The organism is Polaribacter marinaquae (genome assembly GCF_038019025.1).
GTDB lineage: Bacteria > Bacteroidota > Bacteroidia > Flavobacteriales > Flavobacteriaceae > Polaribacter > Polaribacter marinaquae.
The window spans coordinates 1,014,059-1,039,607 of the sequence record NZ_CP150496.1; the positions used below are offsets into that span (position 1 = coordinate 1,014,059).

General features: G+C 29.1%; 20 protein-coding genes. 15 read left to right on the top strand and 5 right to left on the bottom strand.

Annotation, left to right across the window (positions count from 1 at the left end; translation table 11 throughout):
- Positions 1–49: 49 nt before the first annotated feature.
- Genes WG950_RS04655 through WG950_RS04665 form a run of 3 tightly spaced genes read right to left on the bottom strand, consistent with a single transcriptional unit; the run spans position 50 to position 2,173 of the window.
- Positions 50–949: an SDR family oxidoreductase gene (locus tag WG950_RS04655; RefSeq protein ID WP_340934444.1), complete on the bottom strand. Its 900-nt coding sequence runs from the start codon at positions 947–949 to the stop codon at positions 50–52.
- Entirely contained in the window at positions 950–1,948 is a 999-nt protein-coding gene (locus WG950_RS04660) for a potassium channel family protein (protein ID WP_340934447.1), read from the bottom strand.
- 3 nt (positions 1,949–1,951) lie between these two features.
- Positions 1,952–2,173, bottom strand: a complete 222-nt coding sequence (locus WG950_RS04665) for a PspC domain-containing protein (RefSeq protein ID WP_077808815.1) — start codon at positions 2,171–2,173, stop codon at positions 1,952–1,954.
- Positions 2,174–2,346: 173 nt separating this feature from the next.
- On the opposite strand from WG950_RS04665, the gene uvrA reads away from it, so the two are divergent.
- The 5 genes from uvrA to WG950_RS04690 all read left to right on the top strand — a co-directional run bounded on the left by uvrA (position 2,347) and on the right by WG950_RS04690 (position 14,075).
- Entirely contained in the window at positions 2,347–5,169 is a 2,823-nt protein-coding gene (uvrA, locus tag WG950_RS04670) for an excinuclease ABC subunit UvrA (RefSeq protein ID WP_340935236.1), read from the top strand.
- 50 nt (positions 5,170–5,219) lie between these two features.
- A complete protein-coding gene (locus tag WG950_RS04675) occupies positions 5,220–5,927 on the top strand; it encodes a TIGR00730 family Rossman fold protein (protein ID WP_340934450.1) in 708 nt (235 codons plus the stop codon).
- A 31-nt stretch (positions 5,928–5,958) separates the two neighbouring features.
- Positions 5,959–8,772, top strand: coding sequence for an aminopeptidase (locus WG950_RS04680; protein WP_340934451.1), 2,814 nt, complete (start codon positions 5,959–5,961; stop codon positions 8,770–8,772).
- Positions 8,773–9,049: 277 nt separating this feature from the next.
- Positions 9,050–11,503: an alpha-ketoacid dehydrogenase subunit alpha/beta gene (locus WG950_RS04685; protein ID WP_340934455.1), complete on the top strand. Its 2,454-nt coding sequence runs from the start codon at positions 9,050–9,052 to the stop codon at positions 11,501–11,503.
- 133 nt (positions 11,504–11,636) lie between these two features.
- Positions 11,637–14,075: a zinc-dependent metalloprotease gene (locus tag WG950_RS04690; RefSeq protein ID WP_340934456.1), complete on the top strand. Its 2,439-nt coding sequence runs from the start codon at positions 11,637–11,639 to the stop codon at positions 14,073–14,075.
- A 1-nt stretch (position 14,076) separates the two neighbouring features.
- On the opposite strand, the gene WG950_RS04695 is transcribed toward WG950_RS04690, so the two are convergent.
- Positions 14,077–15,351: a DUF2851 family protein gene (locus WG950_RS04695; RefSeq protein WP_340934457.1), complete on the bottom strand. Its 1,275-nt coding sequence runs from the start codon at positions 15,349–15,351 to the stop codon at positions 14,077–14,079.
- Positions 15,352–15,466: 115 nt separating this feature from the next.
- Between WG950_RS04695 and WG950_RS04700 the strand changes: the two genes are divergently transcribed.
- The 10 genes from WG950_RS04700 (at position 15,467) to WG950_RS04745 (ending at position 24,071) form a co-directional block, all read left to right on the top strand.
- Positions 15,467–16,099: an NAD(P)H-dependent oxidoreductase gene (locus WG950_RS04700; RefSeq protein ID WP_340934458.1), complete on the top strand. Its 633-nt coding sequence runs from the start codon at positions 15,467–15,469 to the stop codon at positions 16,097–16,099.
- Positions 16,100–16,126: 27 nt separating this feature from the next.
- Positions 16,127–17,587 (top strand): aminoacyl-histidine dipeptidase, encoded by a 1,461-nt coding sequence (locus WG950_RS04705; RefSeq protein WP_340934460.1) that lies wholly within the window; start codon positions 16,127–16,129, stop codon positions 17,585–17,587.
- 193 nt (positions 17,588–17,780) lie between these two features.
- The gene (locus WG950_RS04710) at positions 17,781–18,545 is read left to right on the top strand and encodes a ParA family protein (protein ID WP_077808806.1); all 765 of its coding nucleotides are present in this window, start codon (positions 17,781–17,783) and stop codon (positions 18,543–18,545) included.
- Between the two features lies 1 nt (position 18,546).
- Positions 18,547–19,434 carry a ParB/RepB/Spo0J family partition protein gene (locus tag WG950_RS04715; RefSeq protein ID WP_340934461.1) on the top strand — a complete coding sequence of 296 codons (888 nt, stop codon included), beginning with the start codon at positions 18,547–18,549 and terminating at the stop codon, positions 19,432–19,434.
- A complete protein-coding gene (locus WG950_RS04720) occupies positions 19,435–20,016 on the top strand; it encodes a DUF5683 domain-containing protein (RefSeq protein WP_340934462.1) in 582 nt (193 codons plus the stop codon).
- A gap of 3 nt (positions 20,017–20,019) precedes the next feature.
- The gene (dapB, locus tag WG950_RS04725; protein WP_340934465.1) at positions 20,020–20,721 is read left to right on the top strand and encodes a 4-hydroxy-tetrahydrodipicolinate reductase; all 702 of its coding nucleotides are present in this window, start codon (positions 20,020–20,022) and stop codon (positions 20,719–20,721) included.
- A gap of 86 nt (positions 20,722–20,807) precedes the next feature.
- Positions 20,808–22,511, top strand: coding sequence for a signal peptidase I (gene lepB / locus WG950_RS04730; RefSeq protein WP_340934467.1), 1,704 nt, complete (start codon positions 20,808–20,810; stop codon positions 22,509–22,511).
- A gap of 1 nt (position 22,512) precedes the next feature.
- Entirely contained in the window at positions 22,513–23,115 is a 603-nt protein-coding gene (locus tag WG950_RS04735; protein WP_340934469.1) for a WbqC family protein, read from the top strand.
- Positions 23,116–23,175: 60 nt separating this feature from the next.
- Positions 23,176–23,754: a Crp/Fnr family transcriptional regulator gene (locus WG950_RS04740; protein ID WP_340934470.1), complete on the top strand. Its 579-nt coding sequence runs from the start codon at positions 23,176–23,178 to the stop codon at positions 23,752–23,754.
- Positions 23,755–23,759: 5 nt separating this feature from the next.
- Positions 23,760–24,071, top strand: a complete 312-nt coding sequence (locus WG950_RS04745; RefSeq protein ID WP_340934471.1) for a DUF6122 family protein — start codon at positions 23,760–23,762, stop codon at positions 24,069–24,071.
- Here WG950_RS04745 and WG950_RS04750 read toward each other — a convergent pair.
- Positions 24,050–25,549, bottom strand: coding sequence for a lipopolysaccharide biosynthesis protein (locus tag WG950_RS04750; RefSeq protein WP_340934474.1), 1,500 nt, complete (start codon positions 25,547–25,549; stop codon positions 24,050–24,052). The two genes, WG950_RS04745 and WG950_RS04750, sit on opposite strands and share 22 nt — an antisense overlap.

Sequence of the window (25,549 nt, forward strand, 5' to 3'; positions counted from 1 at the left end):
TATCATAAAAAAATGCTCTTTTAACAAGTTTTAAGCGTTAAAAGTAACTTTATGACAACGTTTCTTTAAACTTTTGTAAATCTACTTTAAAAGAATTTGTTTTAAAGCCTAACTCTTTATTCGTTTTAGTTAAGTCGAAACCTGTTTTTGCAGGTCTTAAAGCTTTTTGATTTAAAGTTTTGGTGGAAATTGGTTTTATTAAATCTTTACTTAAGTTAAAAACCTCTGCAATTTCTTGTGCGATTTCAAAAACACTAAGCAGTTTATCCGAAGAAATATTAAAAATTCCTTTTGCTTTTTTATCAATAACAACCTTGCAAGCTAATGCTAATTCTTCTACATAAGTTGGCATTCTATATTGATCATCAACAATTGTAATTTCTTTGTTATTTTCTAACATTTCTTTTACCCAAAGTACAATATTACTTCTACTCATGTCAAAAACTTTTCCATATACTAAAATTGTTCTTAAGATTGTAAAATCTATTTCTGAATTCAGTAAAACTTGTTCAGATTTTAATTTTGACTCACCATAATAACTTAAAGGATTCGGAATATCAGACTCTTTATAGTATCCTTTTTTGCCATCAAAAATAAAATCCGTAGAAATATGAATTAGATGAATTTTAAGTTTTTTTGAAACATCTTTTAACGATTCTACCGCTAAAACATTTAACTCGTTACATGTTTCTTTGGCATCTTCACAAGCATCTACGTTTGTCATAGCTGCTGTATTTACAATAAAATCTGGTTTAATTTTTAGAATAGCATCAGTTAATAAAATTTTATTAGTGATATCTATTGACGAGTACTTAAAATCTTCTCTTCCGCTTCTGTTTTTTCCTTTAGAAAAACCATAAACATCATACACATCTTTATTTTTGAGTAATAAGTTTAGTAGAGATTGACCTAACAAACCATTACTACCTGTAATAATTACTTTTTTCATTTAAAAGATTTGTCTTAGTTTAATTATTTGCTCTGGCCTACCCAAAACAATTAGTTGAGAATTTTCTACTAATTTGATATTTGCCTCTGGATTGATTACATAATCTTTATCTGGATTTCTAAATCCTATTACGGTACAACCAGTTTGTTTTCTTAAGTCTAAATCTAAAATAGTTTTATTTATAAATTTAGATGGCAGATCGTTTACAGCTATTTCTTCTAGATTTGCAGTTGTTTCACCTTCTATAGTTAATCTATCTACAAATTCTATAACATCTGGCGTTGTAACCAAAGACGCCATATGATTTCCACCAAGTTTATCTGGCATTATTACATTATTTGCACCGGCAAACTTTAATTTCTTGTACGAAGATTCGTTAGATGCTCTACTAATAATTGTGCACTTATTATTTAATTGACTTGCTGTTAATACAACAAACAAATTATTCGCATCCGAAGGTAAAGCTGTTATCAAAAAAGAGGCTTTTTCGATTCCGGCTTTTAATAATGTTTCATCTAAAGTTGCATCACCTTCAATATTTAAAATCCCTTCAGAATCTAGAAAAGAAATCATTTCTTTATCTTTTTCTACAACAACAAATTCTTTATTGTAGTTTCTTAATTTTAATATTGCTTGCTTACCATTTCTACCGTAACCACAAACAATAGTGTGGTTTTTTAAATGATTTATTTGTTTTTCCACTTTTCTGTGTTTAAAATGTTGAAATAATTTACCGCTAACCAAATATTCTGAAAACGAAGAAACCGCATAACCAAAAATGGTAATACTTGTTAAAATTAAAAAAATTGTAAATACTTTTTCTTCAGGTGAAAAAGGCTGCAACTCACCAAAACCTACCGTTGTTACAGTAATTACTGTCATATAAAGTGCATCTACAAAATTATAGCCAGAAAGCGACATATAACCAATTGTACCAACACCAATTATTAACATAACTAGTAAAGCAATTTTATTTATTTTCGATTTTAGAAACTTCATATTTTACAAATCAAAAACCGAGCTTCTTTTGGTGTAAATCATATCTTTTAATTTTAAAATAAAAGCCATTGTTAAATACAAGCCAAAAGACAAACCTGCAGTAAAAAATGTAGCATAAATAAAGAATAAACGAACGTTTAATGCTCTCATCCCTAATCTATCTGCCAATCTAGAAAAGACTCCAAATCCATTTCTTTCAAAAAAATGACGAATACTGTCTATCATTATTTACCAAATTAAATATATCGCAAGATACTATTTTACATTTTTAAAAGGAAGATTTTTTATTTCTTAAACATCTTAAAACTAGTTAAAAAACATTTATAAAGGTTTTTAGATTGATTCTTAAATTAAATTTCTAATGATTAACTTTGCTTTTTTTGAAAAATAAGGCACATTTGAAAGACCAAGAATATATAGAAGTTTACGGAGCAAGGGCTCATAATTTAAAGAATATTGATGTAAAAATTCCTCGCGAAAAACTAGTAGTTATAACTGGTTTAAGTGGTAGCGGAAAATCTTCTTTAGCTTTTGATACTATTTATGCTGAAGGACAAAGGCGTTATATAGAGACTTTTTCTGCATATGCCAGACAATTTTTAGGAGGATTAGAAAGACCCGATGTTGACAAAATTGATGGTTTATCGCCCGTAATATCTATCGAACAAAAAACAACAAATAAAAGTCCGAGATCTACTGTTGGTACCATAACAGAAATTTATGATTTTTTAAGATTACTTTTTGCAAGAGCTGGTGAAGCATACTCATATAACACGGGCCAAAAAATGGTAAGTTATTCTGATGAGCAAATTAAAGATCTTATTTTAAAAGATTTTGATAACAAAAAAATTGCCGTTTTAGCACCTTTAATTAAATCTAGAAAAGGGCATTATAGAGAATTATTCGAACAAATTTCTAAACAAGGTTTTTTAAGAGTTCGTGTAGATGGTAAAATTCAAGAAATTGAAAAAGGAATGAAGCTAGACAGATACAAAACTCATGATATTGAGGTTGTAATCGATCGTTTAGCCGTAAACAAATCCGTAGAAAAACGTCTAGATGAAACTATAAAAACAGCTTTATATTCTGGTAACAATATAATGATGGTTATTGATGTTGAAGATAATAACCCAAGATATTTTAGTAGAGAACTTATGTGTCCCACAACTGGTATCGCATACCCAAATCCAGAACCAAACACTTTTTCTTTTAATTCACCTAAAGGCGCTTGTAATTCTTGTAACGGATTAGGATTGACTAATGAAATTAATCTATCTAAAGTGATTCCGGATGATTCTATTTCTATAAAAAATGGAGGAATTGCTCCGCTTGGAGAACAAAAAAACAGTTGGATTTTTAAACAAATTCAAAACATTGCGGAACGTTATAAATTTAAATTAACAGACGCTATTAAAGACATTCCTAAAGAAGCATTAGATATTATTTTAAATGGTGGTAACGAATCTTTTGAAATAGAATCTAAAACTGTTGGTGTAAGAAGAAATTACAAAATCGATTTTGAAGGTATTGTCGCATTTATTGAAAACCAGTACAAGAGTGCAGAAAGTACTTCTATAAAAAGATGGGCAAAAGGTTTTATGGACGAAGTTACATGTTCTACTTGCCATGGTAAAAGATTAAAAAAAGAAGCTTTACATTTTAAAATTTTAGATAAAAACATTAGCGATTTAGCGCAATTAGATGTTACAGAACTTGCTAAATGGTTTAAAACCATAGAAAAAGATTTAACTATAAAACAGCTAAAAATAGCCTCTGAAATCTTAAAAGAAATAAGAACTAGAATTCAGTTTTTATTAGACGTTGGTTTAGACTATTTAACCTTAGACAGAACTTCTAAATCTTTATCTGGTGGAGAAGCGCAAAGAATTCGATTAGCAACTCAAATTGGCTCTCAGCTTGTTGGTGTTTTATATATTTTAGATGAACCAAGTATTGGTTTACACCAGAGAGATAATGAAAAATTAATAGACTCTTTAGTTAAACTTAGAGATATTGGTAATTCTGTTTTAGTTGTAGAACATGACCAAGATATGATTGAAAAAGCAGATTTTGTTTTTGATATTGGTCCAGGAGCCGGAAAACATGGTGGCGAAATCGTATCCGCAGGAACATTTAGTCAATTAAAAAAACAAAAAACACTTACAGCAGATTATATCACAGGAAGAAAAAAGATTGAAGTTCCTAAGAAAAGAAGAGAAGGTAACGGAAAAAAGATCAAGTTAAAAGGAGCAACAGGTAACAATTTAAAAAATGTATCTGTAGAATTTCCTTTAGGTAAAATGATTTGTGTTACCGGAGTTTCTGGAAGTGGAAAATCGACTTTAATCAACGAAACTTTATACCCAATTTTAAACGCTCATATTTACAGAGGTGTTAAAAAACCAATGCCTTATAAAAAAATTGAAGGTTTAGAACATATTGATAAAGTTATTGATATCGATCAATCTCCTATTGGTAGAACTCCTAGATCTAATCCAGCAACGTACACCAAAACTTTTGATGAAATTAGAAGTTTATTTGCAAAAACCGCTGAAGCTTCTATTAGAGGTTACAAACCTGGACGATTTTCTTTTAACGTTAAAGGTGGTAGATGCGAAACTTGCCAAGGTGGCGGAGTTAGAGTTATTGAGATGAACTTTTTACCAGACGTACAAGTAGAATGTGAAACTTGCCAAGGAAAACGTTTTAATAGAGAAACTTTAGAAATTAGATACAAAGGAAAATCTATTTCTGATGTTTTAGAAATGACTATTGAAGACGCAACAGAGTTTTTTATCAAAATTCCTAAAATCCATAGAAAACTTAAAACCATCAAAGATGTTGGCTTAGGGTACATAACACTTGGGCAACAATCCACTACGCTTTCTGGTGGAGAAGCGCAGAGAATTAAACTAGCATCAGAATTATCTAAAAGAGACACTGGTAATACTTTTTATATTTTAGACGAACCCACAACCGGACTTCATTTTGAAGACATTAGAGTGCTAATGGAAGTTTTAAATAAACTAGCAGATAAAGGTAATACCGTTTTAATTATAGAACATAATTTAGATGTTGTAAAATTAGCAGATTACATTATTGATGTTGGTATGGAAGGCGGTAAAAAAGGTGGTGAAATTTTAACTACTGGTACACCAGAAGAAATTGCAAAACATAAAACTAGTTACACCGCAAAATTCTTAAAAAAATTACTAATTTAGCAGGCTTTTCTTTTTTAAAAGCATGATACAATAAATAAAATATACTTAAAATGACAAATGACGATAGAAAAATAAAAGAAAAACTACAAACTAAAACTTGGAACGAAATTAAAACAAACGATTCTTGGGCTATATTTAAAATTATGGCAGAGTTTGTAGAAGGATACGAAAAATTAAGTAAAATTGGTCCTTGTGTTTCTATTTTTGGTTCTGCAAGAACAAAACCAGATCATCCATATTACAAATTAGCAGAAGAAATTGGTTTTCAATTAACACAAGCAGGTTTTGGTGTTATTACTGGTGGTGGGCCAGGAATTATGGAAGCTGGTAATAAAGGAGCAAACAGAGGTAAAGGACTGTCTGTTGGCCTAAATATCGAATTACCTTTCGAACAACATGACAATCCTTGGATTGATCCAGGAAAAAGTTTAGACTTCGATTATTTCTTTGTGCGTAAAGTTATGTTTGTTAAGTATTCGCAAGGTTTTGTAGTGATGCCTGGTGGATTCGGAACTTTAGATGAACTTTTTGAAGCAATTACACTTATACAAACTAAAAAAATAGGCCGTTTTCCAATTGTACTTGTTGGTTCTAAATTTTGGGGCGGATTATTAGACTGGATAAAAGACACGCTAATTACAGAAAAAAATATTGGTTTAGAAGATTTAAGCCTATTTAGAGTGGTAGACACTGCAGAAGAAGCTGTTGAACACTTTAATAAATTTTACGCAAAATACCAGCTTAAACCAAACTTCTAAAATTAATTAAAGATTTATTAGTTTACCTTTATTGAAAAAACAAGTTTACATACTATTTTTCATACTACTTTATAGTGGCTTTAACTTAGCACAACAAAATGCAATTAATATTAAAGCCACTTTAAATGTAGATGAAGATAAATTAATGATTCAACAAGAAATTGTTTACACAAACACTTCTAAACAAGAATTAAATCACATATTTCTTCACAATTGGGGTAACGCATTTAAAGATCGAAAAACTCCACTTTCAAAACGTTTCATTCAAGATTTTAGAAAAGACTTATATTTTGCAAATCAAAAAGATTTAGGTTTTTCAGACATCAAAAACATTACAATAAATTTTAATAATATTGTTTATAAAGAGCTAGAAAACAAAGAAGATATCTTACAGCTATTTCTTGACAAACCATTAAAACCGAAAGAAAGTACAAGAATTAATGTTACTTATATTTTAAAAATCCCGAATTCTAAATTTACAGGTTACGGTAAATATAATAACGGATACAGATTAAGATACTGGTATTTAACACCTGCAATTTATAAAAATGGCTGGCAGTTAATGAGCAACTTAAATCTTAACGATTTATTTGAAGATTACACCACTTTTAACATTCAGTTTAAATTACCAAATTACCTTAACTTAACAAGTAGTTTAAAACAACAAAAACCAAATATCGACGGCGTTTTTACTACCTACAACCTTTATGGTAAAAACCAAAAAGATGTTATTTTAGACATCCAAAGAAAAAATACTTTTAAAAAATTTCATACAGATAGTCATGAAATTCAAACTGATATTATACAGGAAGATTTCAACGAAAATATCACAAAAGTAATCTTAAATAGAGAGCTAAGTTTTTTAACATCATATTTAGGAGTTTTACCTACTGATAAAATTTTTATTGATGAAGTAATGCGTAAACAAAATCCTATTTACGGATTGACGCAATTACCTAGTTTTATCAGACCTTTTTCTGATGTTTTTAAACAAGATTTAACCCTATTTAAAGTTTTATCAAAAAAATATTTACAACAAACTCTGCTAATTAATGAAAGAAAAGATTATTGGTTAATAGATGGCTTGCAAAATTATTTGATGATTGAGTATGTAAATAAATTTTATCCAGAAATTAAACTTTTAGGAAAAGCATCTAACTCTTGGTTTTTAAAAAGATTTAATATTTCTAAACTTCAGTTTAACGAAAAATATCCATTTGTATATCAATTTACTGCCAGACGATTTTTAGATCAAGCCTTAAATACTCCTGCAGATTCTTTATCGAACTTTAACAGAAGAATAGTAAGCAAATATAAAGCTGGTTTAGGTTTTACCTATTTAAAAGGTTTTTTAAGTGAAGCTATTTTAAATAAAAGTATCAAAGAATTTTATCAAAAAAATAAACTCAAAGTTACTAACGATTCTGACTTTAAAAATATTCTAACTAAGAATACTTCAAAAGACATTTCTTGGTTTTTTAAAGACTTTATAAAAACTAACAAAAAGATAGATTATACTATCGATAAAGTTAAAGAAACTAATGACAGCTTAAAAGTTACAATTAAAAATAAGAGAAATATTACGGCTCCTATTGCTTTATACGGAATAAAAAATAAAGAAATAAAATATAAAGAATGGTTTACTAACGTTTCCGACACACTTACCACTACCCTCCCGAAAGGTAAATTTGACCAAATTGCTTTAAACTACGAAAATATTTATCCGGAATACAATACGTTAGATAATTATTACAACGTAAAGCGAAAATTATTTAACAAACCTTTAAAATTTTCTTTGATTAAAGATGTCAAAGCACCAAATTACAATCAAATTTTTTATCAACCTAGTTTTGAATACAATTTTTACGATGGATTAATTTTAGGCGTAAAACTACATAATAAGCCTATTATTAAAAGAAATTTAGAATTTAAAATTTCGCCAGGTTATGCTACTAGAAGTAAAATGATAAATGGTTCTTTTTCTGTAGCTTTTAATCAGTTTTTTGAAGAAACTAACATTTATAAAATTGCATATGGTATTGCCGGAAACACATTACAATATGCACCAGAATTATCTTACAGCTCTTTAATACCATATGTAGATATTCAATTTAAAAGAAAATCTTTAAGAGATGCAAGTACAGAAAATTTAAGAGCGAAAATTGTTCATATTAATAAAGAAATTTCTCCGCTAGAAACAAAAACAGATCAAGATAATTACAATGTATTTAGTTTAAGCTATAATTATATCAATCCTGACATAATTGATGAAACTAGGTATAGTTTTACAGGAGAAGTTGCAAAAAATTTCTCTAAAATTTCTGCAGATTATAGGTTTAGAAAGCTAACAACATCAGACACTCAGTTAGATTTTAGAGTTTTTGCGGGCGTATTTCTTCATAATAAATCTGAAGGAGATTATTTTAGTTTTGGTTTAGATAGAGCTAACGACTATTTATTTGAGTTAAATTACTATGGTCGATCAGAAAGTTCTGGTATTTTTAGCCAACAATATATTATTACAGAAGGTGGTTTTAAGTCTGTTTTACCGACAAGATTTGCTAATCAATATATGTTATCTCTAAACTCTAGCATTGGTTTATGGAGGTGGGTCGAGTTTTACAATGATGTTGCTTTCCTTAAAAATAAAAACCAATATTTATTTTTTGGTTATGAAAACGGAATCCGTTTAAACTTTATTCATAATATTTTTGAAATCTATTTACCGCTATACTCTAATAACGGCTGGGAGGTTTCACAAGAAGCATATCCTCAAAAAATTAGATTTACTTTTACAGGTGATTTAGGTTCTATTTACAATTTCTTTAGACGAGGATTTTTGTAAAAACCAATTCTAACTTCCTCTAATTTTAAAACAACTTTAACACACATTTTTCTTTACTTAAGCATTTAAGAATGTTTAATTAAATTTTAGGTTATTCTATAATAATCTTCATTTACTTCTATTTCGTACAGATTTTTAAAATAAATCTACAAAATTTAATTATTCGTAAAATTTTAAACTAAAAACATTAATTTGTTGATAAATTACTAAATAAATAAGAAATTTTTAAATATCAACTAAAATGACTACTTTTGCAAAAGTATAATTCAAGAAAAATATGGCTCAGAAAACACTTACTCAAGATACAAAAGAACTTTCTTTTAAAGATTTTAAAGCAGAAGTTTTAAACGACTATAAAATTGCTAAAATTAGTAGAGAATGTAGTTTACTTGGTCGAAGAGAAGTTTTAACTGGTAAAGCTAAATTCGGAATTTTTGGTGACGGTAAAGAAGTGCCTCAATTAGCCTTAGCAAAAGCCTTTAAAAAAGGAGATTTTAGATCTGGTTATTATAGAGATCAAACTTTTATGATGGCAATTGGCGAGTTAACTGCACAACAGTTTTTTGCTGGCTTATATGCTCATACAGATATCGATATAGAACCAATGTCTGCTGGTAGACAAATGGGTGGGCATTTTGCCACACATAGTTTAAATGAAGATGGTAGCTGGAAAAACCTAACAGAACAATACAACTCTAGTTCAGATATTTCTCCTACTGCAGGTCAAATGCCTCGTTTATTAGGTTTAGCGCAAGCTTCTAAAATCTATAGAAACGAAAAAAGTGTACAACACAAAACCAACTTTTCTAAAAATGGTAATGAAATTGCTTGGGGTACAATAGGTAACGCAAGTACAAGTGAAGGTTTATTTTTCGAAACAATTAATGCCGCAGGTGTTTTACAAGTACCAATGGTTATGAGTGTTTGGGATGATGAATACGGAATTTCTGTTCACGCAAAACATCAAACTACAAAAGAAAGTATTTCTGAAATCTTAAAAGGTTTTCAAAGAGATAACGATGCCAATGGTTATGAAATCTTTGTAGTAAATGGTTGGGATTATGTAAAATTAATAGACACTTACAATAAAGCAGCTAAAATTTCTAGAGAAGAACATGTACCTGTTTTAATTCATGTTAAAGAATTAACACAACCTCAAGGGCACTCTACATCTGGTTCTCACGAGAGATATAAAGGAAAAGAAAGGTTACAGTGGGAAAAAGAACACGACTGTATCGCTAAAATGAGAAAATGGATTTTAGATTTTGAATTAGAAACAGAAAACGGGGAAACTTTACGTTTTGTAGATTCTGAAGCCGATTTAATCATTTTAGAAAAAGAAGCTAAAAAAACAGTTACTACTGCAAAAAGAAATGCTTGGAACGCTTATAACAACGAATTAATTGCTGAAGTAAAAATTGCAGCAAATTTACTGGACAGAGTTGCTAAAAAAAGCAAAAACAGCGCGTTTATTACAAAATATAAAAACGATTTAGAAAAACTAGTAGAACCAATTAGAAAAGATATTTTAATTGCAACTAGAAAAACACTTCGTTATTTAAAGGATGAAGAATTTTCTGAGAAAATAGAACTTCAAAACTTTATTAAAAAAACGATTGAGGCAGCAGCTTATAAATATTCTTCTTATTTGTATAGCGAAAGTAATTACAGTGCTTTAAATGTAAGCGCAAAAAAACCTGTTTATGCTCAAAAACAAAACTTGGTAGATGCAAGAATTGTAATGAGAGATAATTTTGATGCAATTTTAAAGAAGCATCCAGAAGTTGTAATTTTTGGTGAAGACGCCGGTTTTATTGGTGATGTAAATCAAGGTTTAGAAGGTTTACAAGAAAAATACGGCGATATTAGAATTTCTGATACAGGAATTAGAGAAGCTACAATTATAGGACAAGGTATTGGATTAGCAATGCGTGGTTTAAGACCGATTGCAGAAATACAATATTTAGATTACTTACTGTATGCTTTACAAATTATGAGTGATGATTTAGCAACCTTACATTATAGAAGTTTTGGTAAACAAAAAGCACCATTAATTATTAGAACTCGTGGTCATAGATTAGAAGGTATATGGCACGCAGGTTCACCAATGGGTGGTATTATTAACAACGTTAGAGGAATGCATGTTTTAGTTCCTAGAAACATGACTAAAGCTGCCGGTTTTTACAACACTTTACTAGAAGGAGACGAACCTGCTTTAGTGGTAGAATGTTTAAATGGTTATAGATTAAAAGAAGAATTACCAATTAATTTAGCAGAATTTAAAACACCTATTGGTTATGTAGAAACTGTTAAAGAAGGTACAGATATTACAGTTGTTTCTTACGGATCTACTTTAAGAATTGTGCAAGAAACTGCTATCGAATTACAACAAGTAGGTATTAACATAGAAATTATAGATGCCCAAAGCTTGTTACCTTTTGATTTAAATTCTGATTGTGTTAAAAGTCTTGCTAAAACTAACAAATTATTAGTTGTTGACGAAGATGTACCAGGTGGAGCATCTGCTTATATATTGCAAGAAATTTTAGAAAAACAAAACGGATATCAATATTTAGACAGCAAACCAGCTACATTAGCATCTAAACCACATAGACCTGCTTATGGTACAGACGGAGATTATTTCTCTAAACCATCTGCAGAAGATATTTTTGAAAAGATTTATGATATTATGCACGAATCGAATCCAAACAAATATAAAAGTTTGTATTAAAAATATTTTCTTTTAATATTTATGAAAACCTCAAAAAACTACTGTTTTTTGAGGTTCTTTTTTAACAGAAATATAAGAATCTGCTTCAGCTAATTTTAATAATTTAGTAGATTAAATAATTAACCAATCTATTATGAAAAAAATAATTTTATTTTCATTAGTTACTTCACTCCTTTTCACATCCGACTTATTTAGTCAAAGTGGTCGAATTAAATTAAAGAAAAAAAATAAAACTGAAAAAAAAACAGAAACCAAAGCTCCTAAAAAAAGTAAAACTCCTAAATATTCAGACTTTGTAAAAAAAAGTACAAAGACTGACGATGGTTTGTTTAAAGTACATGAAAATAAAGATAAATTTCTTTATGAAATTCCTAATTCATATTTAGGTAAAGAAATGTTATTAGTTACTAGAATTAAAGAAATTCCTGCTAATTTAGGTGGTGGTTATGTAAATGCTGGCTCTAAAATTAACACACAAGTTATTGTTTGGGAAAAATATAAAAACAAAATCTTATTAAAAGTAAAATCTTACAATGCTATTGCAGAAGATAATTTACCTATTTACAAATCTGTAAAAGCAAATAATTTAGAACCAGTAATTTATGCTTTTGATGTAAAATCTCAAAACATCGACTCTACTGCAGTTTTAGTAGACGTTACTAAGTTTTTCTCTACAGATGTTAAAGCAATTTCTGGCTTACCATCATATTACAGAAAAAACTACAAAGTAAGAAGATTAGATGCTTCTAGAAGCTTTATCAGTAGTATTAAAAGCTACCCAAAAAACATAGAGGTAATTCAAGATTTTACATTTGATGCTGATGCACCGCCAAGTAATAGAAATACAAATACGATTTCTATGCGAATTAATCAATCGATGATTTTATTACCAGAAGAACCAATGATGTCGAGAGTTTACGACAAAAGAGTTGGTTATTTTACAATTGGTAATGTAGATTATAGTTCTGAAGCCTTAAAAGCGGACAGCAAAAGATACATAAGAAGATGGAGGTTAGAACCAAAAGATGAAGCTGCTTATAACAGAGGAGAATTAGTAGAACCAATTAAACCGATTGTTTATTATTTAGACCCTGCAACACCAGAAAAACTAAGAAAATATATAAAACAAGGTGTAGATGATTGGCAAAAAGTTTTTGAAACTGCTGGTTTTAAAAATGCAATTATGGCAAAAATGCCTCCAACAAAAGAAGAAGACCCAGAATTTAGTATGGAAGATATTCGTTATTCTTCTATTAGATACGTGGCAAGTACAACACGAAATGCAACGGGACCAAGTGTTTCTGACCCAAGATCTGGTGAAATTTTAGAAAGTGATATTATTTGGTACCACAATCATTTACGTTCTTACAGAAACAGATACTTACTAGAAACTGGTGCTGCGAATCCTTCTGCGAGAACTTTAGACACACCAGATGAAGAAATTGGCGACATGATGCGCATGGTAATTGCTCATGAAGTTGGTCATGCTTTAGGTTTACCTCACAACATGGCTGCTAGTTATGCATACCCAACAGATTCTTTAAGATCTGGTGATTTTACTCAAAAAAACGGAATTGCAGCAACAATTATGGATTACGCAAGATATAATTACGTTGCACAACCAGGTGATAAAAACATACGTTTTATTAGACAACTTGGTCCTTACGACCATTATGCAATTAACTGGGGTTACAGAAAAATACCAAATGTTACATCACCCGAACAAGAAGTTAAAACTTTAGACAAATGGATTGAAGAAAAAGGAAATGACCCAATTTATCGATTTGGTGGCCAGCGTTTTGATCCATCTGCACAAACCGAAGGAATTGGTAACGATCAAGTTAAATCTAGTACATATGGTGTAAAAAACTTAAAAATTGTTGCTAAAAACCTACCTAATTGGACTTCTAATCAAACAAATAATTACGAAGATTTAAATGAATTATACGGTGAATTATTAAGTGTTTGGGGACGTTATGTTGGTCATGTTACTGGTAATATTGGTGGAGTATACGAATTCAACAAAAAACCATCTCAACAAGGTGCTATTTATGTACCAGTTTCTAAAAACGTTCAAAAAGAATCTTTAAACTGGTTATTAAATAACGTGTTTAAAACTCAGAATTGGTTACTTGATAAAAATATTCTTAATAAGATAGATGAAACAGGCTATACAGAAAAGTTAGGTCGTTATCAAGACAGGAATCTAGCAACATTATTAAATTATAGAACTTTAGAAAGAATGATTGAAGCAGAAGTTATTCAAGATGATTTCTATCCTGCATCAGACATGATAAGCGATTTACGTATAGGAATATTTTCTGAAGCTAGAAGTACTAAAAACGTAGACTTACAAAGAAGAAAACTTCAAAAATCTTTTATCAAAAGATTAGGTTCGTTAATGAGTGATAAAGCTGCAACAAGTACAGATATTTCTTCAATTGTTAGAGGAGAATTAACAACATTAAAATACCAGTTAAACACTGCAAGTAAAAGAGCTATAAATAAAATATCTAAGTATCATTACAAAGATTTAATTGTAAATATTAACAACATTTTAGATCCAAAGTAATTTAACTTTTACTTAAAACATTTTTACCTATTGCGCATTCTAAACATCGTTTAAGTGCGCAATAGTTGTTTTTAAGCTCTAATAAAGCTTGAGAGTCGAATGCACTTTCAGAAGAAACCTTTAACTCTGTAAACTTAGAAATAACACTATTTTTTTCTGATTTAATTTCCCTTAAAATTTCTAAATAAGTTTCTTCATTTACTTCTCCTCTGCTCTTATGATACATAAATTTTAAAGGTATTATTGTATTGATAATCAATAAATCTATAAATGATTTGGTAAGTCGTTTAGAAGATTTTTTAGAAATTGATTCAAAATTATAATGTGTTTGCCAAAAATCAATCATTTCAATTTTAAATAAATCATAAAAGTCTGCAAGCGTATTTGATTCAATAATCTTAGAAAATAAATTTTTCTCTTTGGTTAATAATGCAACTAACTGCGCAATTCTTATGGTAGGAAAATTATTAGGACGCATTCTAAAAAAGGAAAACTGATTGTTTGACAAAGGTTTTAGATTGAATTTATGTTTTAAAAAAACATATTCTTCTTTTAAAAGCAAATAATAATTATGCTGAATGTCTTCTTCTAAAAAACCTGCTTGTCCAAAAAGTAACGCAGAAAACTGTGTAGAATTTGCACTTACTTTTTTTACAATCGAATAATCAACTGATTTTGCTAGAGTCAAAAACGCATCTCCATTTATTTTTAATCCGAAATTTTTAGCTAATAATTGAAATAAAACCCCTTCAAAGTTATTTTGCTCTACTTCTAAAAGAATTTTAATTTCTGATGATTTTCTTTCTAACCGTTCAAAAAATAAACGCTCTTTCCAATTATTGAAAGTAAACAAATCTATTTGTGATAGGTTTTTCTCACAAGGAATCCAATTTTTACGAGACAATAGTAAACTCCTATAATTATTTAAAAGATCTTTATCTACAAAAGGTTTAAGAACCAAAGTGGGTATTGCTTTATTATTTTTCATATAAATCAAAGCATCGTTTTCCCAAACAACATGTAAAATTACAGCTTCATAATTTCTATCTAATTCATGATTATGCAAATACCAATCCGATGATTTTAAGTGAATCTCTACATTACCTATCCAAGTTTGATCATCAATCTTTAAATGCGCATTTAAAAAATCGGGTCCTGCATTTTGATTATGCAAACCTGTTTTAAGAATCGAGAGCGTTTCGTTATTTACTGTGCACAATTTTACGCTAGAAAACATTTTATATTTCCAGACATAATGAAGAAAATCTTCATTCATAGTTTTTATTTTAAAAGTACAAAAAAATTGATACTTCTATAAATTTATATAATTAAGCAATTTTAAGAAAGCAAGATTAATGTCATATTTTTGTAAAATAAAATAAGCTTAAAACATGACTATTATAGATAATTTAAAATGGCGTTATGCAGTAAAAAAGTTTGATGCTAATAAAAAGCTAACAGAAGAACAAGTAAACACACTAAAAGAAGCTTTTAATTTAACAGCTACTTGTTATGGTTTACAACCTATAAAATTAATTGTAATTAATAATAAAGAAGTTCAAGAACAACTGCTTCCGTTTTCTTTTAATCAACAGCAAATTGTACAAGCCTCTCACCTATTTGTAATTTGCATACAAGATAATTACACTACAAAAGAAGTTACAGAATATTTCAACTTAGTAAAAAAAATCAGAAATACACCCGATGAAATTTTAAATCCGTTTAAAGATTTTTTAACGGCAGAAATTCAGAAAAAAACACAAGAAGAATTAGCTATTGCAAATAAAAATCAAGCTTACATTGCTTTAGGTAATTTACTAACAGTTTGCGCAAGTTTAAATATAGATTCTTGCCCTATGGAAGGTTTTATTCCTTCTAAATACGATGAAGTTTTAGGATTGGAAAAGCATAATTTAAAATCTGTTTTAGTGCTACCTGTTGGTTTTAGAGCAGAAGACGATTACATGAAAGATTTATTAAAAGTTAGGAAAAATCTAACAGAAAGTGTTATCGAAATCTCTTAAATTTACACTTTAAATTAAAACATTTTTATGAGCACAGAAGTTAGAAATTTAGAACCAAAAGAAGTTTGGAATATGTTTGCAGACCTTAACGCTGTTCCGCGTCCTTCAAAAAAAGAAGAACGTGTTATACAGTTTATGGTAGATTTTGGTAAAAAACTAAATTTAGAAACATTTGTAGATAAAGTTGGTAATGTAATTATCAATAAAAAAGCTACCAAAGGTTTAGAAGATAGAAAAACAGTGGTTTTACAAAGTCATTTAGATATGGTGCATCAAAAAAATGCAGCAACTAATTTCGATTTTGATTCTGAAGGAATTAAAATGATTGTTGATGGAGATTGGGTAAAAGCAGATGGCACAACACTTGGCGCAGATAATGGTTTAGGTGTTGCAGCAATAATGGCTGTTTTAGCTTCTACAGAAATTGAACACCCAAATATTGAAGCACTTTTTACAATTGATGAAGAAACCGGAATGACTGGTGCCATGGGTTTAGAAGGAAATATTTTAAAAGGTGATATTTTACTAAATTTAGATACAGAAGAAGATGATGAAATAGGAATGGGTTGTGCTGGTGGCGTAGATATTACCGCAACAAGAACATATAAAGAAGAAGAAGTTCCAGAAAATTCAAATGCCTTTTCTATCACTGTAAATGGTTTAAATGGTGGGCATTCTGGTATGGATATTATCAAAGGTTTAGGTAATGCCAACAAAATAATGAACCGTTTATTATTTGACGGATTTACTAATTATGGTTTAAGAATATCAGAAATTAACGGTGGTAGTTTAAGAAATGCTATACCAAGAGAAAGTTTTGCTTTGGTTACTGTTGATGCAATTTCTAAAGAAGCTTTTTTGTTTGAAAGCAACTTACTAATTAACAACATTAAAAAAGAATTTGCAACTTTAGAACCAAATCTAAATATTGAAATCTCTGACACAAACTTACCTGAAAAGGTAATGGAATTGGGTGTGCAAGAAGGTTTTATAAAATCTATTTACACAGCTTTAAACGGAGTTTATAGAATGAGTCCGGATATTGAAGGCCTGGTAGAAACTTCTAATAATATTGCTAAAATTGTAGCAAAAGATGGCAATATTAAAATTAGTTGTTTAACAAGATCATCATCAGAAACTAATAAATTAGATTTAGCAAATTCTTTAAAATCTGCTTTTGAATTGTCTGGATTTTCAGTTGATTTTTCAGGAGAATATCCTGGATGGCAACCAAATGTAAATTCAGAAATTTTAGATATCGTTTCTAATTTATATGAAAAATTACATCAAGAAAAAGCAAATGTTGCTGCTTGTCATGCAGGTTTAGAATGCGGAATTTTAGGGCAAAATTATCCGGAAATGGATATGGTTTCTTTCGGACCAACAATTAGAGGCGCACATTCGCCAGACGAACGCGCAAGTATATCATCAACACAAAAATTCTGGAACTTTTTAATTGAAATATTAAAAAATACACCAAAAAAATAGCAGTTGTTTTCTGGTAAAAAACCGAAGGATTCCTTCGGTTTTTTATTACATCAATTTGTGTAAAAAGAAAATAAAAATAAATTTAATTAACTGATTATCAGTTTTTTAAAATTTTATTCATTTGTTAACATCTTTCACTTCTAAAAATCATAAAAAAATGTAATTTTACATTTAGATAAATCTATTTATTTTCATGGGTAAAATTATTGCAATAGCAAATCAAAAAGGTGGTGTTGGTAAAACAACTACCAGTGTAAATTTAGCAGCCTCTTTAGGTGTTTTAGAGAAAAAAGTTTTGTTGATAGATGCAGATCCGCAAGCAAATGCTTCTTCTGGTTTAGGTATAGATGTAGAAACTGTAGAAGGCGGAACATATCATGTTTTAGAGCACACTTTATCAGCTAAAGATGCGATTATTAAAACCGATTCGCCAAATGTAGATATTATACCTGCACATATAGATTTAGTAGCTATTGAAATAGAACTTGTAGATAAGCAAGAAAGAGAATACATGTTAAAAAAATCGTTAGAAGAAATTAAAGACGATTATGACTATATTTTAATAGATTGTGCACCATCTTTAGGGTTAATTACCTTAAACTCTTTAGTTGCTGCAAATTCTGTAATTATACCAATTCAATGTGAATATTTCGCATTAGAAGGTTTGGGTAAATTACTAAATACTGTAAAAAGTGTTCAGAATATACACAACCCAAGTTTAGATATAGAAGGTTTATTATTAACAATGTTCGATGCTCGTTTAAGGTTATCGAATCAAGTAGTAGATGAAGTAAGAAAACATTTTTCTTCTATGGTTTTTGATACAATTATTAGAAGAAATACACGTTTAGGTGAAGCACCAAGTTATGGTGAAAGCATTATTGCTTATGATGCAACAAGTAAAGGAGCAGTAAATTACTTAAATTTAGCTCAAGAATTATTAAAAAAGAATTCGTAAGATGGCAAAAGCGACTAAGAAACAAGCGTTAGGAAGAGGATTATCTGCTTTATTACAACAAGACACACCAAATGTAAATTCTGCATCAGATAAAAATGCCGACAAATTAGTTGGTAGTATTATCGAAATAGAATTAGATAAAATTGATGTTAACCCTTATCAACCTAGAACATATTTCGACGAAGAAGCTTTAAGAGAGCTTGCTAGCTCTATTAAAGAATTAGGTGTTATACAGCCTATTACTGTTAGAAAATTAGAAAGTAATAAATTTCAATTAGTTTCTGGTGAAAGAAGATTTAGAGCTTCTAAGTTAATAGGAAATAAAACTGTACCCGCTTATATTAGATTAGCAAATGACCAAGAAATGCTAGAAATGGCATTGGTAGAAAATATTCAGCGTAAAAACTTAGATCCAATAGAAGTTGCACTTTCTTACCAACGTTTAATTGACGAAATTCAATTAACACAAGAAGAATTAAGTACAAGAGTTGGTAAAAAAAGATCTACGGTAACTAACTATTTACGTTTGTTAAAATTAGATCCAATATTACAAACAGGTATGAGAGATGGTTTTATTTCTATGGGACATGGTCGTGCAATGATTAATGTTGACAACACAGAAGATCAATTAGCCATTTATGAAAAAATTTTAAGAGAAAAACTTTCTGTAAGACAAACAGAAGATTTAGTAAAAAGCTTAAAATCTGGATCTATTGCTAAGCCTAAGAAAAAAACGGTACCAACTTTTGTAAAAAATAGCCTAAAGGATATTAGCGAATATTTTGGTCATAAAGTTGATGTTTCTGTTAGTGCAAACGGAAAAGGTAAAATTTCAATACCATTTCATTCTGAAGAAGATTTTAACCGAATAAAAAACTTATTAAAATAAGTGATTTCAAAAAAAATTATAATAACCATTTCTGTTTTGTTTTTTTCTTTTCATCTTTTTTCGCAAAAAGATTCAACAAAAGTTAAGACAAAACAGAACCTTATTATACAAGAAGGTGTTTATAAACCTTTGGCGCCAGCTAAAGCTGCTTTTTATTCTGCTATTTTTCCTGGTTTAGGTCAAATTTATAATAAAAAATATTGGAAAGCACCCTTGGTTTGGGGCGCCATAGCAACACCTACTTACTTTTATTTAAATAACAACAGCGAATATAAACGCTATAGAACCGCTTATAAACTTAGAAAATCTGGTTTTCAGGATGAGTTTACAAACGACTTAGGAGAAGTTACAGTATCTCTAGAAACCTTAGAAAGAGCGCAAGAACAATTAAGAGAAAATAGAGATTTATCTTTAATGTGGGGTGTAATTATTTATGTATTACAGATTGTAGAAGCTAGTGTAAATGCACATTTAATACAATTTAATACAGACGATAATTTATCATTAAAACCATCATTTGTTCAAGATCCTATTTTATTTGATGCTCCTAAAATTGGTTTTACACTAAAATATACTTTTTAAAAAATGAAAATTGCATTATTAGGCTACGGAAGAATGGGTAAGGAAATTGAAAAAATTGCAATTTCTAGAGGACATGAAATTGTCATTAAAAAAGATGTCGATACAGAAATAGATATCACTTTAGCAGATGTAGCAATAGATTTTAGCATACCTAACTCTGCTTTTAATAATATTTCTAATTGTATCGAAAATAAAGTACCTGTAATCTCTGGGACTACTGGTTGGTTAGACAAATACAACGATGCCGTTAAGTTATGTGAAGAAAAAAAAGGCGCTTTTATTTACGCTTCTAACTTTAGTTTAGGTGTAAATATCTTTTTTGAATTAAACAAACAACTGGCTAAAATGATGAGTAATTTAGAAGATTACAATATTTCTATGGAAGAAATTCATCATACAAAAAAATTAGACGCACCAAGTGGTACTGCAATTACTTTAGCAGAAGGAATTATAGAAAATTCTACTAAAAAAGACTGGGAATTAGACAAAACTACATCCGAAGAAAACATACCTATTGTTGCTAAAAGAATACCAGAAGTTCCGGGAACACATACCGTTTGGTACAATTCTGAAGTAGATTCTATCGAAATTAAGCACACTGCACACAGTAGACAAGGCTTTGCTTTAGGTGCCGTAGTAGCCGCAGAATGGATTCTTGGTAAAACAGGTGTTTTTAGTATGAAAGACGTGTTAAACATCAGTTAAAACCTGTAACAAAATTGATTTTTATCGCCTAATAAAAAAATTGAAATACAATCCTTTATCAATAAGGATTTTAAAATATAATTATTATGACTTTTACCCAATGGTTTATCTTTTTTCTTGTTGTACAAGTAATTCATTTTTTAGGAACTTGGAAATTATATGTAAAAGCAGGAAGAAAAGCTTGGGAAGCAGCAGTGCCTGTTTATAACGGAATTGTATTAATGCAAATAATAAATAGACCAAAATGGTGGGTTATTTTACTTTTTATTCCAATTGTAAATTTATTAATGTTTCCGGTTATATGGATTGAAACAATTCGTTCTTTTGGTTTTTTCAAAAAAATTGATTCGTTTTTAGTAATTATTACTTTAGGTCTTTATATATTCTATATAAATTACGCTACAGATGCAACTTATAATGAAGATAGAAGCCTAAAACCTAGATCTGAATTAGGTGAATGGGTAAGTTCTATTACTTTTGCCATTATTGCAGCTACACTTGTGCATACGTATTTTATGCAACCATTTACAATACCAACGTCTTCGCTAGAGAAATCTTTATTAGTTGGAGATTATTTGTTTGTAAGTAAATTTCATTACGGCGCAAGAGTTCCATCAACAGTTATTGCGGCACCAATGGTACACGATTCTTTACCTTTGGTTGGTACAGCTTCGTATTTAAAAAAACCTCAGCTTCCTTACACAAGATTGCCTGGTTTACAAAACATTAAAAATAACGACATTGTTTGTTTTAATTGGCCTACAGATTCATTAGCTACAATGTGGGGTGATACTTCTGGTAAATTCACCTATAAACCGGTAGATAAAAAAACAAATTATGTAAAACGAGCAGTAGGTATTGCTGGTGATTCTCTAGAACTAAGAGATGGTTATGTATACATAAATGGTAAGAAAAATATACTTCCGTATAGAGCCAAAATACAATTTTACTATACGTATGAAGCAAAAACAGCTATAGACGCAAATAGTTTTCCTAAGTTTTTAATCAAAAAAGAAAAGACAGGTGTTTATAGAATTTTATCGGAATATTGGAATAATTCTAAAATACAAAAAGCAATTAAAGAAAACGGAAACTTAACTAAAATAAGCTCTGATTCTTTATATACAGAAGTTGCAGGAGGCATCAATCCTGATTTTGCTAGAAGACTTAAAATGGAATCTGTTGCAAATAAAATAAATATTAATTTAACAGAAGATGAAGTTGAAAGGTTAAGAAAGCAACCTCAAACTGTAGCTGTTACAAAAATTAATTATGGAGCAGATAATGCAATTTTTCCGCATGTAGAAAGCAATAATTGGAGTCAAGATAACTTCGGACCAATTTACATTCCTAAAGCTGGTGCTACCGTAAAGTTAGATGCAAAATCTTTACCTTATTACGAGCAAATTATAAAAAATTACGAAAATAACGACTTGTCTTTTGTTGGGGACGATATTTTTATCAATGGTGAAAAAGCAGATTCGTACACATTTAAACAAGATTACTATTGGCTAATGGGAGATAATAGACATAATTCTTTAGATGCTCGTTATTGGGGTTATGTTCCGTTTGATCATGTTTTAGGTAAACCTGTAATGATTTGGTGGAGTTGGGATGCAAATGCTGCAAGTTTTGGAGAAAAAATTAAATCGATTAGATGGAACAGGTTATTTACTACTGTTGGCGGTGACGGTGAGCCTGTATCGTATAGATATTTAGTTTTTGCATTAATTGCAATTTACATTAGCTACAGTTATTTTAAAGGGAAGAAAAAAGCTGCTAAAAAATAAAATGGCTGTATTTATACCAACATACTTTTCTCCGATATCACAATATCGAGCTATTGTTAATGCAGAAATTGTTTTATTTGAAATTGAAGACAATTTTCAGAAACAAAGCTACAGAAACAGGTGTTACATTTTTAATACAAATGGTAAGCAACTTTTAAATATACCTGTAAAACATCCTGTAACATCTGGTAGAAAAAAAACAAAAGATACTATTATTGAAAATGCTACAAATTGGCAAGATCAACACTTTAAATCTTTAAAAACTGCTTATAGGAATTCGCCTTTTTTTGAATTTTACATTGATGATTTAACTCCGATATTTGAAAAAAAATATAAATTTTTACAGGATTTAAATTTTGATACATTCGATTTTATTACAGATGCTTTGCAACTAGAAATTGATTACAAAAAAAGTGAATCTTACATAGAATTAGAAGAAAAATTTGATTTCAGAAATTTAGCTGACGCAAAATTTACACCCAACATTCTTACAAACAACTACATACAAATGTTTGATGATAAGCATGGTTTTATACCAAATTTATCAATTTTAGACTTATTATTTATGGAAGGCCCTAATACAATTAGTTTTTTAGAAAATTAGTTGTATCTTTGCAGACTCTAAAATAGCAAATTTACTTAAGCTATTTAGTGCCTCAAATTAATGAATAATTTAAAAAAAATACTGGATAAATTTTGTGTAATTTCTGAAGAATCACAAAATCTTATATTTTCTTTAGCCAAAAATATTGAGCTTCGCAAAGGAGATTCCATATCTAAAGCTGGAGAAATATCAAAAAGTATTTATATTCTAGAAGAGGGTATTGCTAGATCTTTTTATGTAGATGAAAAAGGTAAAGAATATATAAGAAACCTATTTGTGCCGATTAGAGCAATTGGGCCTTTAGGTGCTTTAATTCTAAGAAAAAAATCTAAGTTTTCTTATGATTGTTTATCTCATTGTAAATTACAAGTTATTAATTACGATGATTTTATAGAATTAACTAAGCAAAATCTAGAAATTGGGAAATTATATTCTAAAATTCTTGAGAAAGTATTTCTAGAATTAGAAGCTAAAGTGTACGATTTATCTGTTTTAAATGCTACAGAAAGATATCTAAAAGTAAAAGCACAAATACCAAATATAGAGAACTTAATTCCACAATATCATATAGCTTCTTACTTAAATATAACACCTGTTCAATTAAGTAGAATTAGAAAAGGTTTGTATTCTAAAAAATAATTTTAATGATAAGCATTAAATTTATAGTTCATTACAGCTTACATTTTATTGTTCCGTTTTTATTTGCTATTATTTTCTTTAGAAAAAAATGGAAAACGGTTTACATTATTTTTTTACTATCTATGCTTGTAGATTTAGATCATTTATTAGCAAATCCTATATTTCAAGAAAATAGATGTAGTATCAATTTTCATCCACTTCATACATTTTGGGCAATGGCTTTTTATGTTGTTGGGCTATTTTTTAAGAAAACAAGAATCCTTTGTATTGCCTTGCTTTTTCATATGTTTACAGACTACTTAGACTGTTTATTGTAATATTTACCAAGTAAAATATCTAATTCCGGAGAAATATTAAATTTGAAAATTAATAATATATACATCGGTACAATTAAAATACTTTTCAAAATGATGTTAATAATTGGGTGAATAGGAAAATCCCATATATAAATATTATCAACCGGAAAATCCCAAAAATTAAAAGCAAAATACAAAACAGCTATTATTACCAACATTTTTGCGGTTTTATTGGTAAAAGGAGTTATAGAGAATTTCTTTTTTACAAAGTATAGTTTAAATGTATTAGCGCAAAAAATTACTATTAAGGTAGAAAGTGCCAAACCATTTGTACCCATTTCAAACTCATAATAAAATAACTTATTTAAAGCGTAAACAGAAAGAGCCATAGCAATACCTACAGGTAGCGTAATTTTATAAAACTTAGAATTATTTATAATTGCACCATTATTACCTAAAAAGCCATTGTACATTTTTAAAAATGAAATCATAAGCACTACGAGTCCGCCACCGGCATATTCTTTTGGTAATAAATTGAATAACTGTTGCACATTTGTATTGATTAAAACGAAGAAGAATCCGCTAATTAAAAGTAAATTTATAGAACTTTTTTTATACAAAGAGCCAACCTCTTTTTGGTTATCTTCATTTAATGTTTTAGATGTTAATGGCTGTAAAATATTTAACATTGCTCTACTTGGGGCTTCTATAAAAGATCCTATAAAAACAGCAACAGAATAATAAGCTGCGATTGCCAAAGTTTCTTTACCCGGAATCATAAATTTATCAATATCTAAAATAATTGCACCAGCACTTCCCGCTAAAATTATGTACCCAGAAAATCGTAAAACTTCAATAAAATTTGCAGGTTTTGCAAATGTAAACTTTGGTACGTAAAGTTTTAATGCATAAAACATCATTATAAACATCCTTAAAAAATACGCTGCCGTTAGGTAATAAATAAATTCTGGTTTGCTAATAAATTCAAAATAAACAGCAAAAAGTAACAACATTACTACTACTCTATTCCATAATTCTTTTAAAATATTACCAAAAACAGTTTGAAACTGAACTTTTGCCCAAGAATAAAAAATCTCGAAATAAGCACAAGCCACTGCTATTAAATAAATTACAATTGTATAATCTTTTATAATAGGATTCTCTTCTGATAAATAATCTCCTATTTCTTGATAAAAAATATTACCAAAATAAGCTATTGGTATTGCAATTAACAACGGTAAAAAAACAACAGAAGATAGAAATTTATCTTTTTCTACTTTTGTGAAATAACTAGAGAAAAACTTAACAATTGTATGATGAATTCCTAATGCTATTAATGGCATTAAAAGGTTGGATGTAGATAATAGAAACGTAACTAAACCATAATACTCGTCTTCTAAAAACCTTGTGTACAAAAAAAGAGTATTAATACCACCAAAGGCAAAACCTAAGTATATAAAAAAAGTGTTTTTTAATGATTGTTTTAATACAATTCCCAT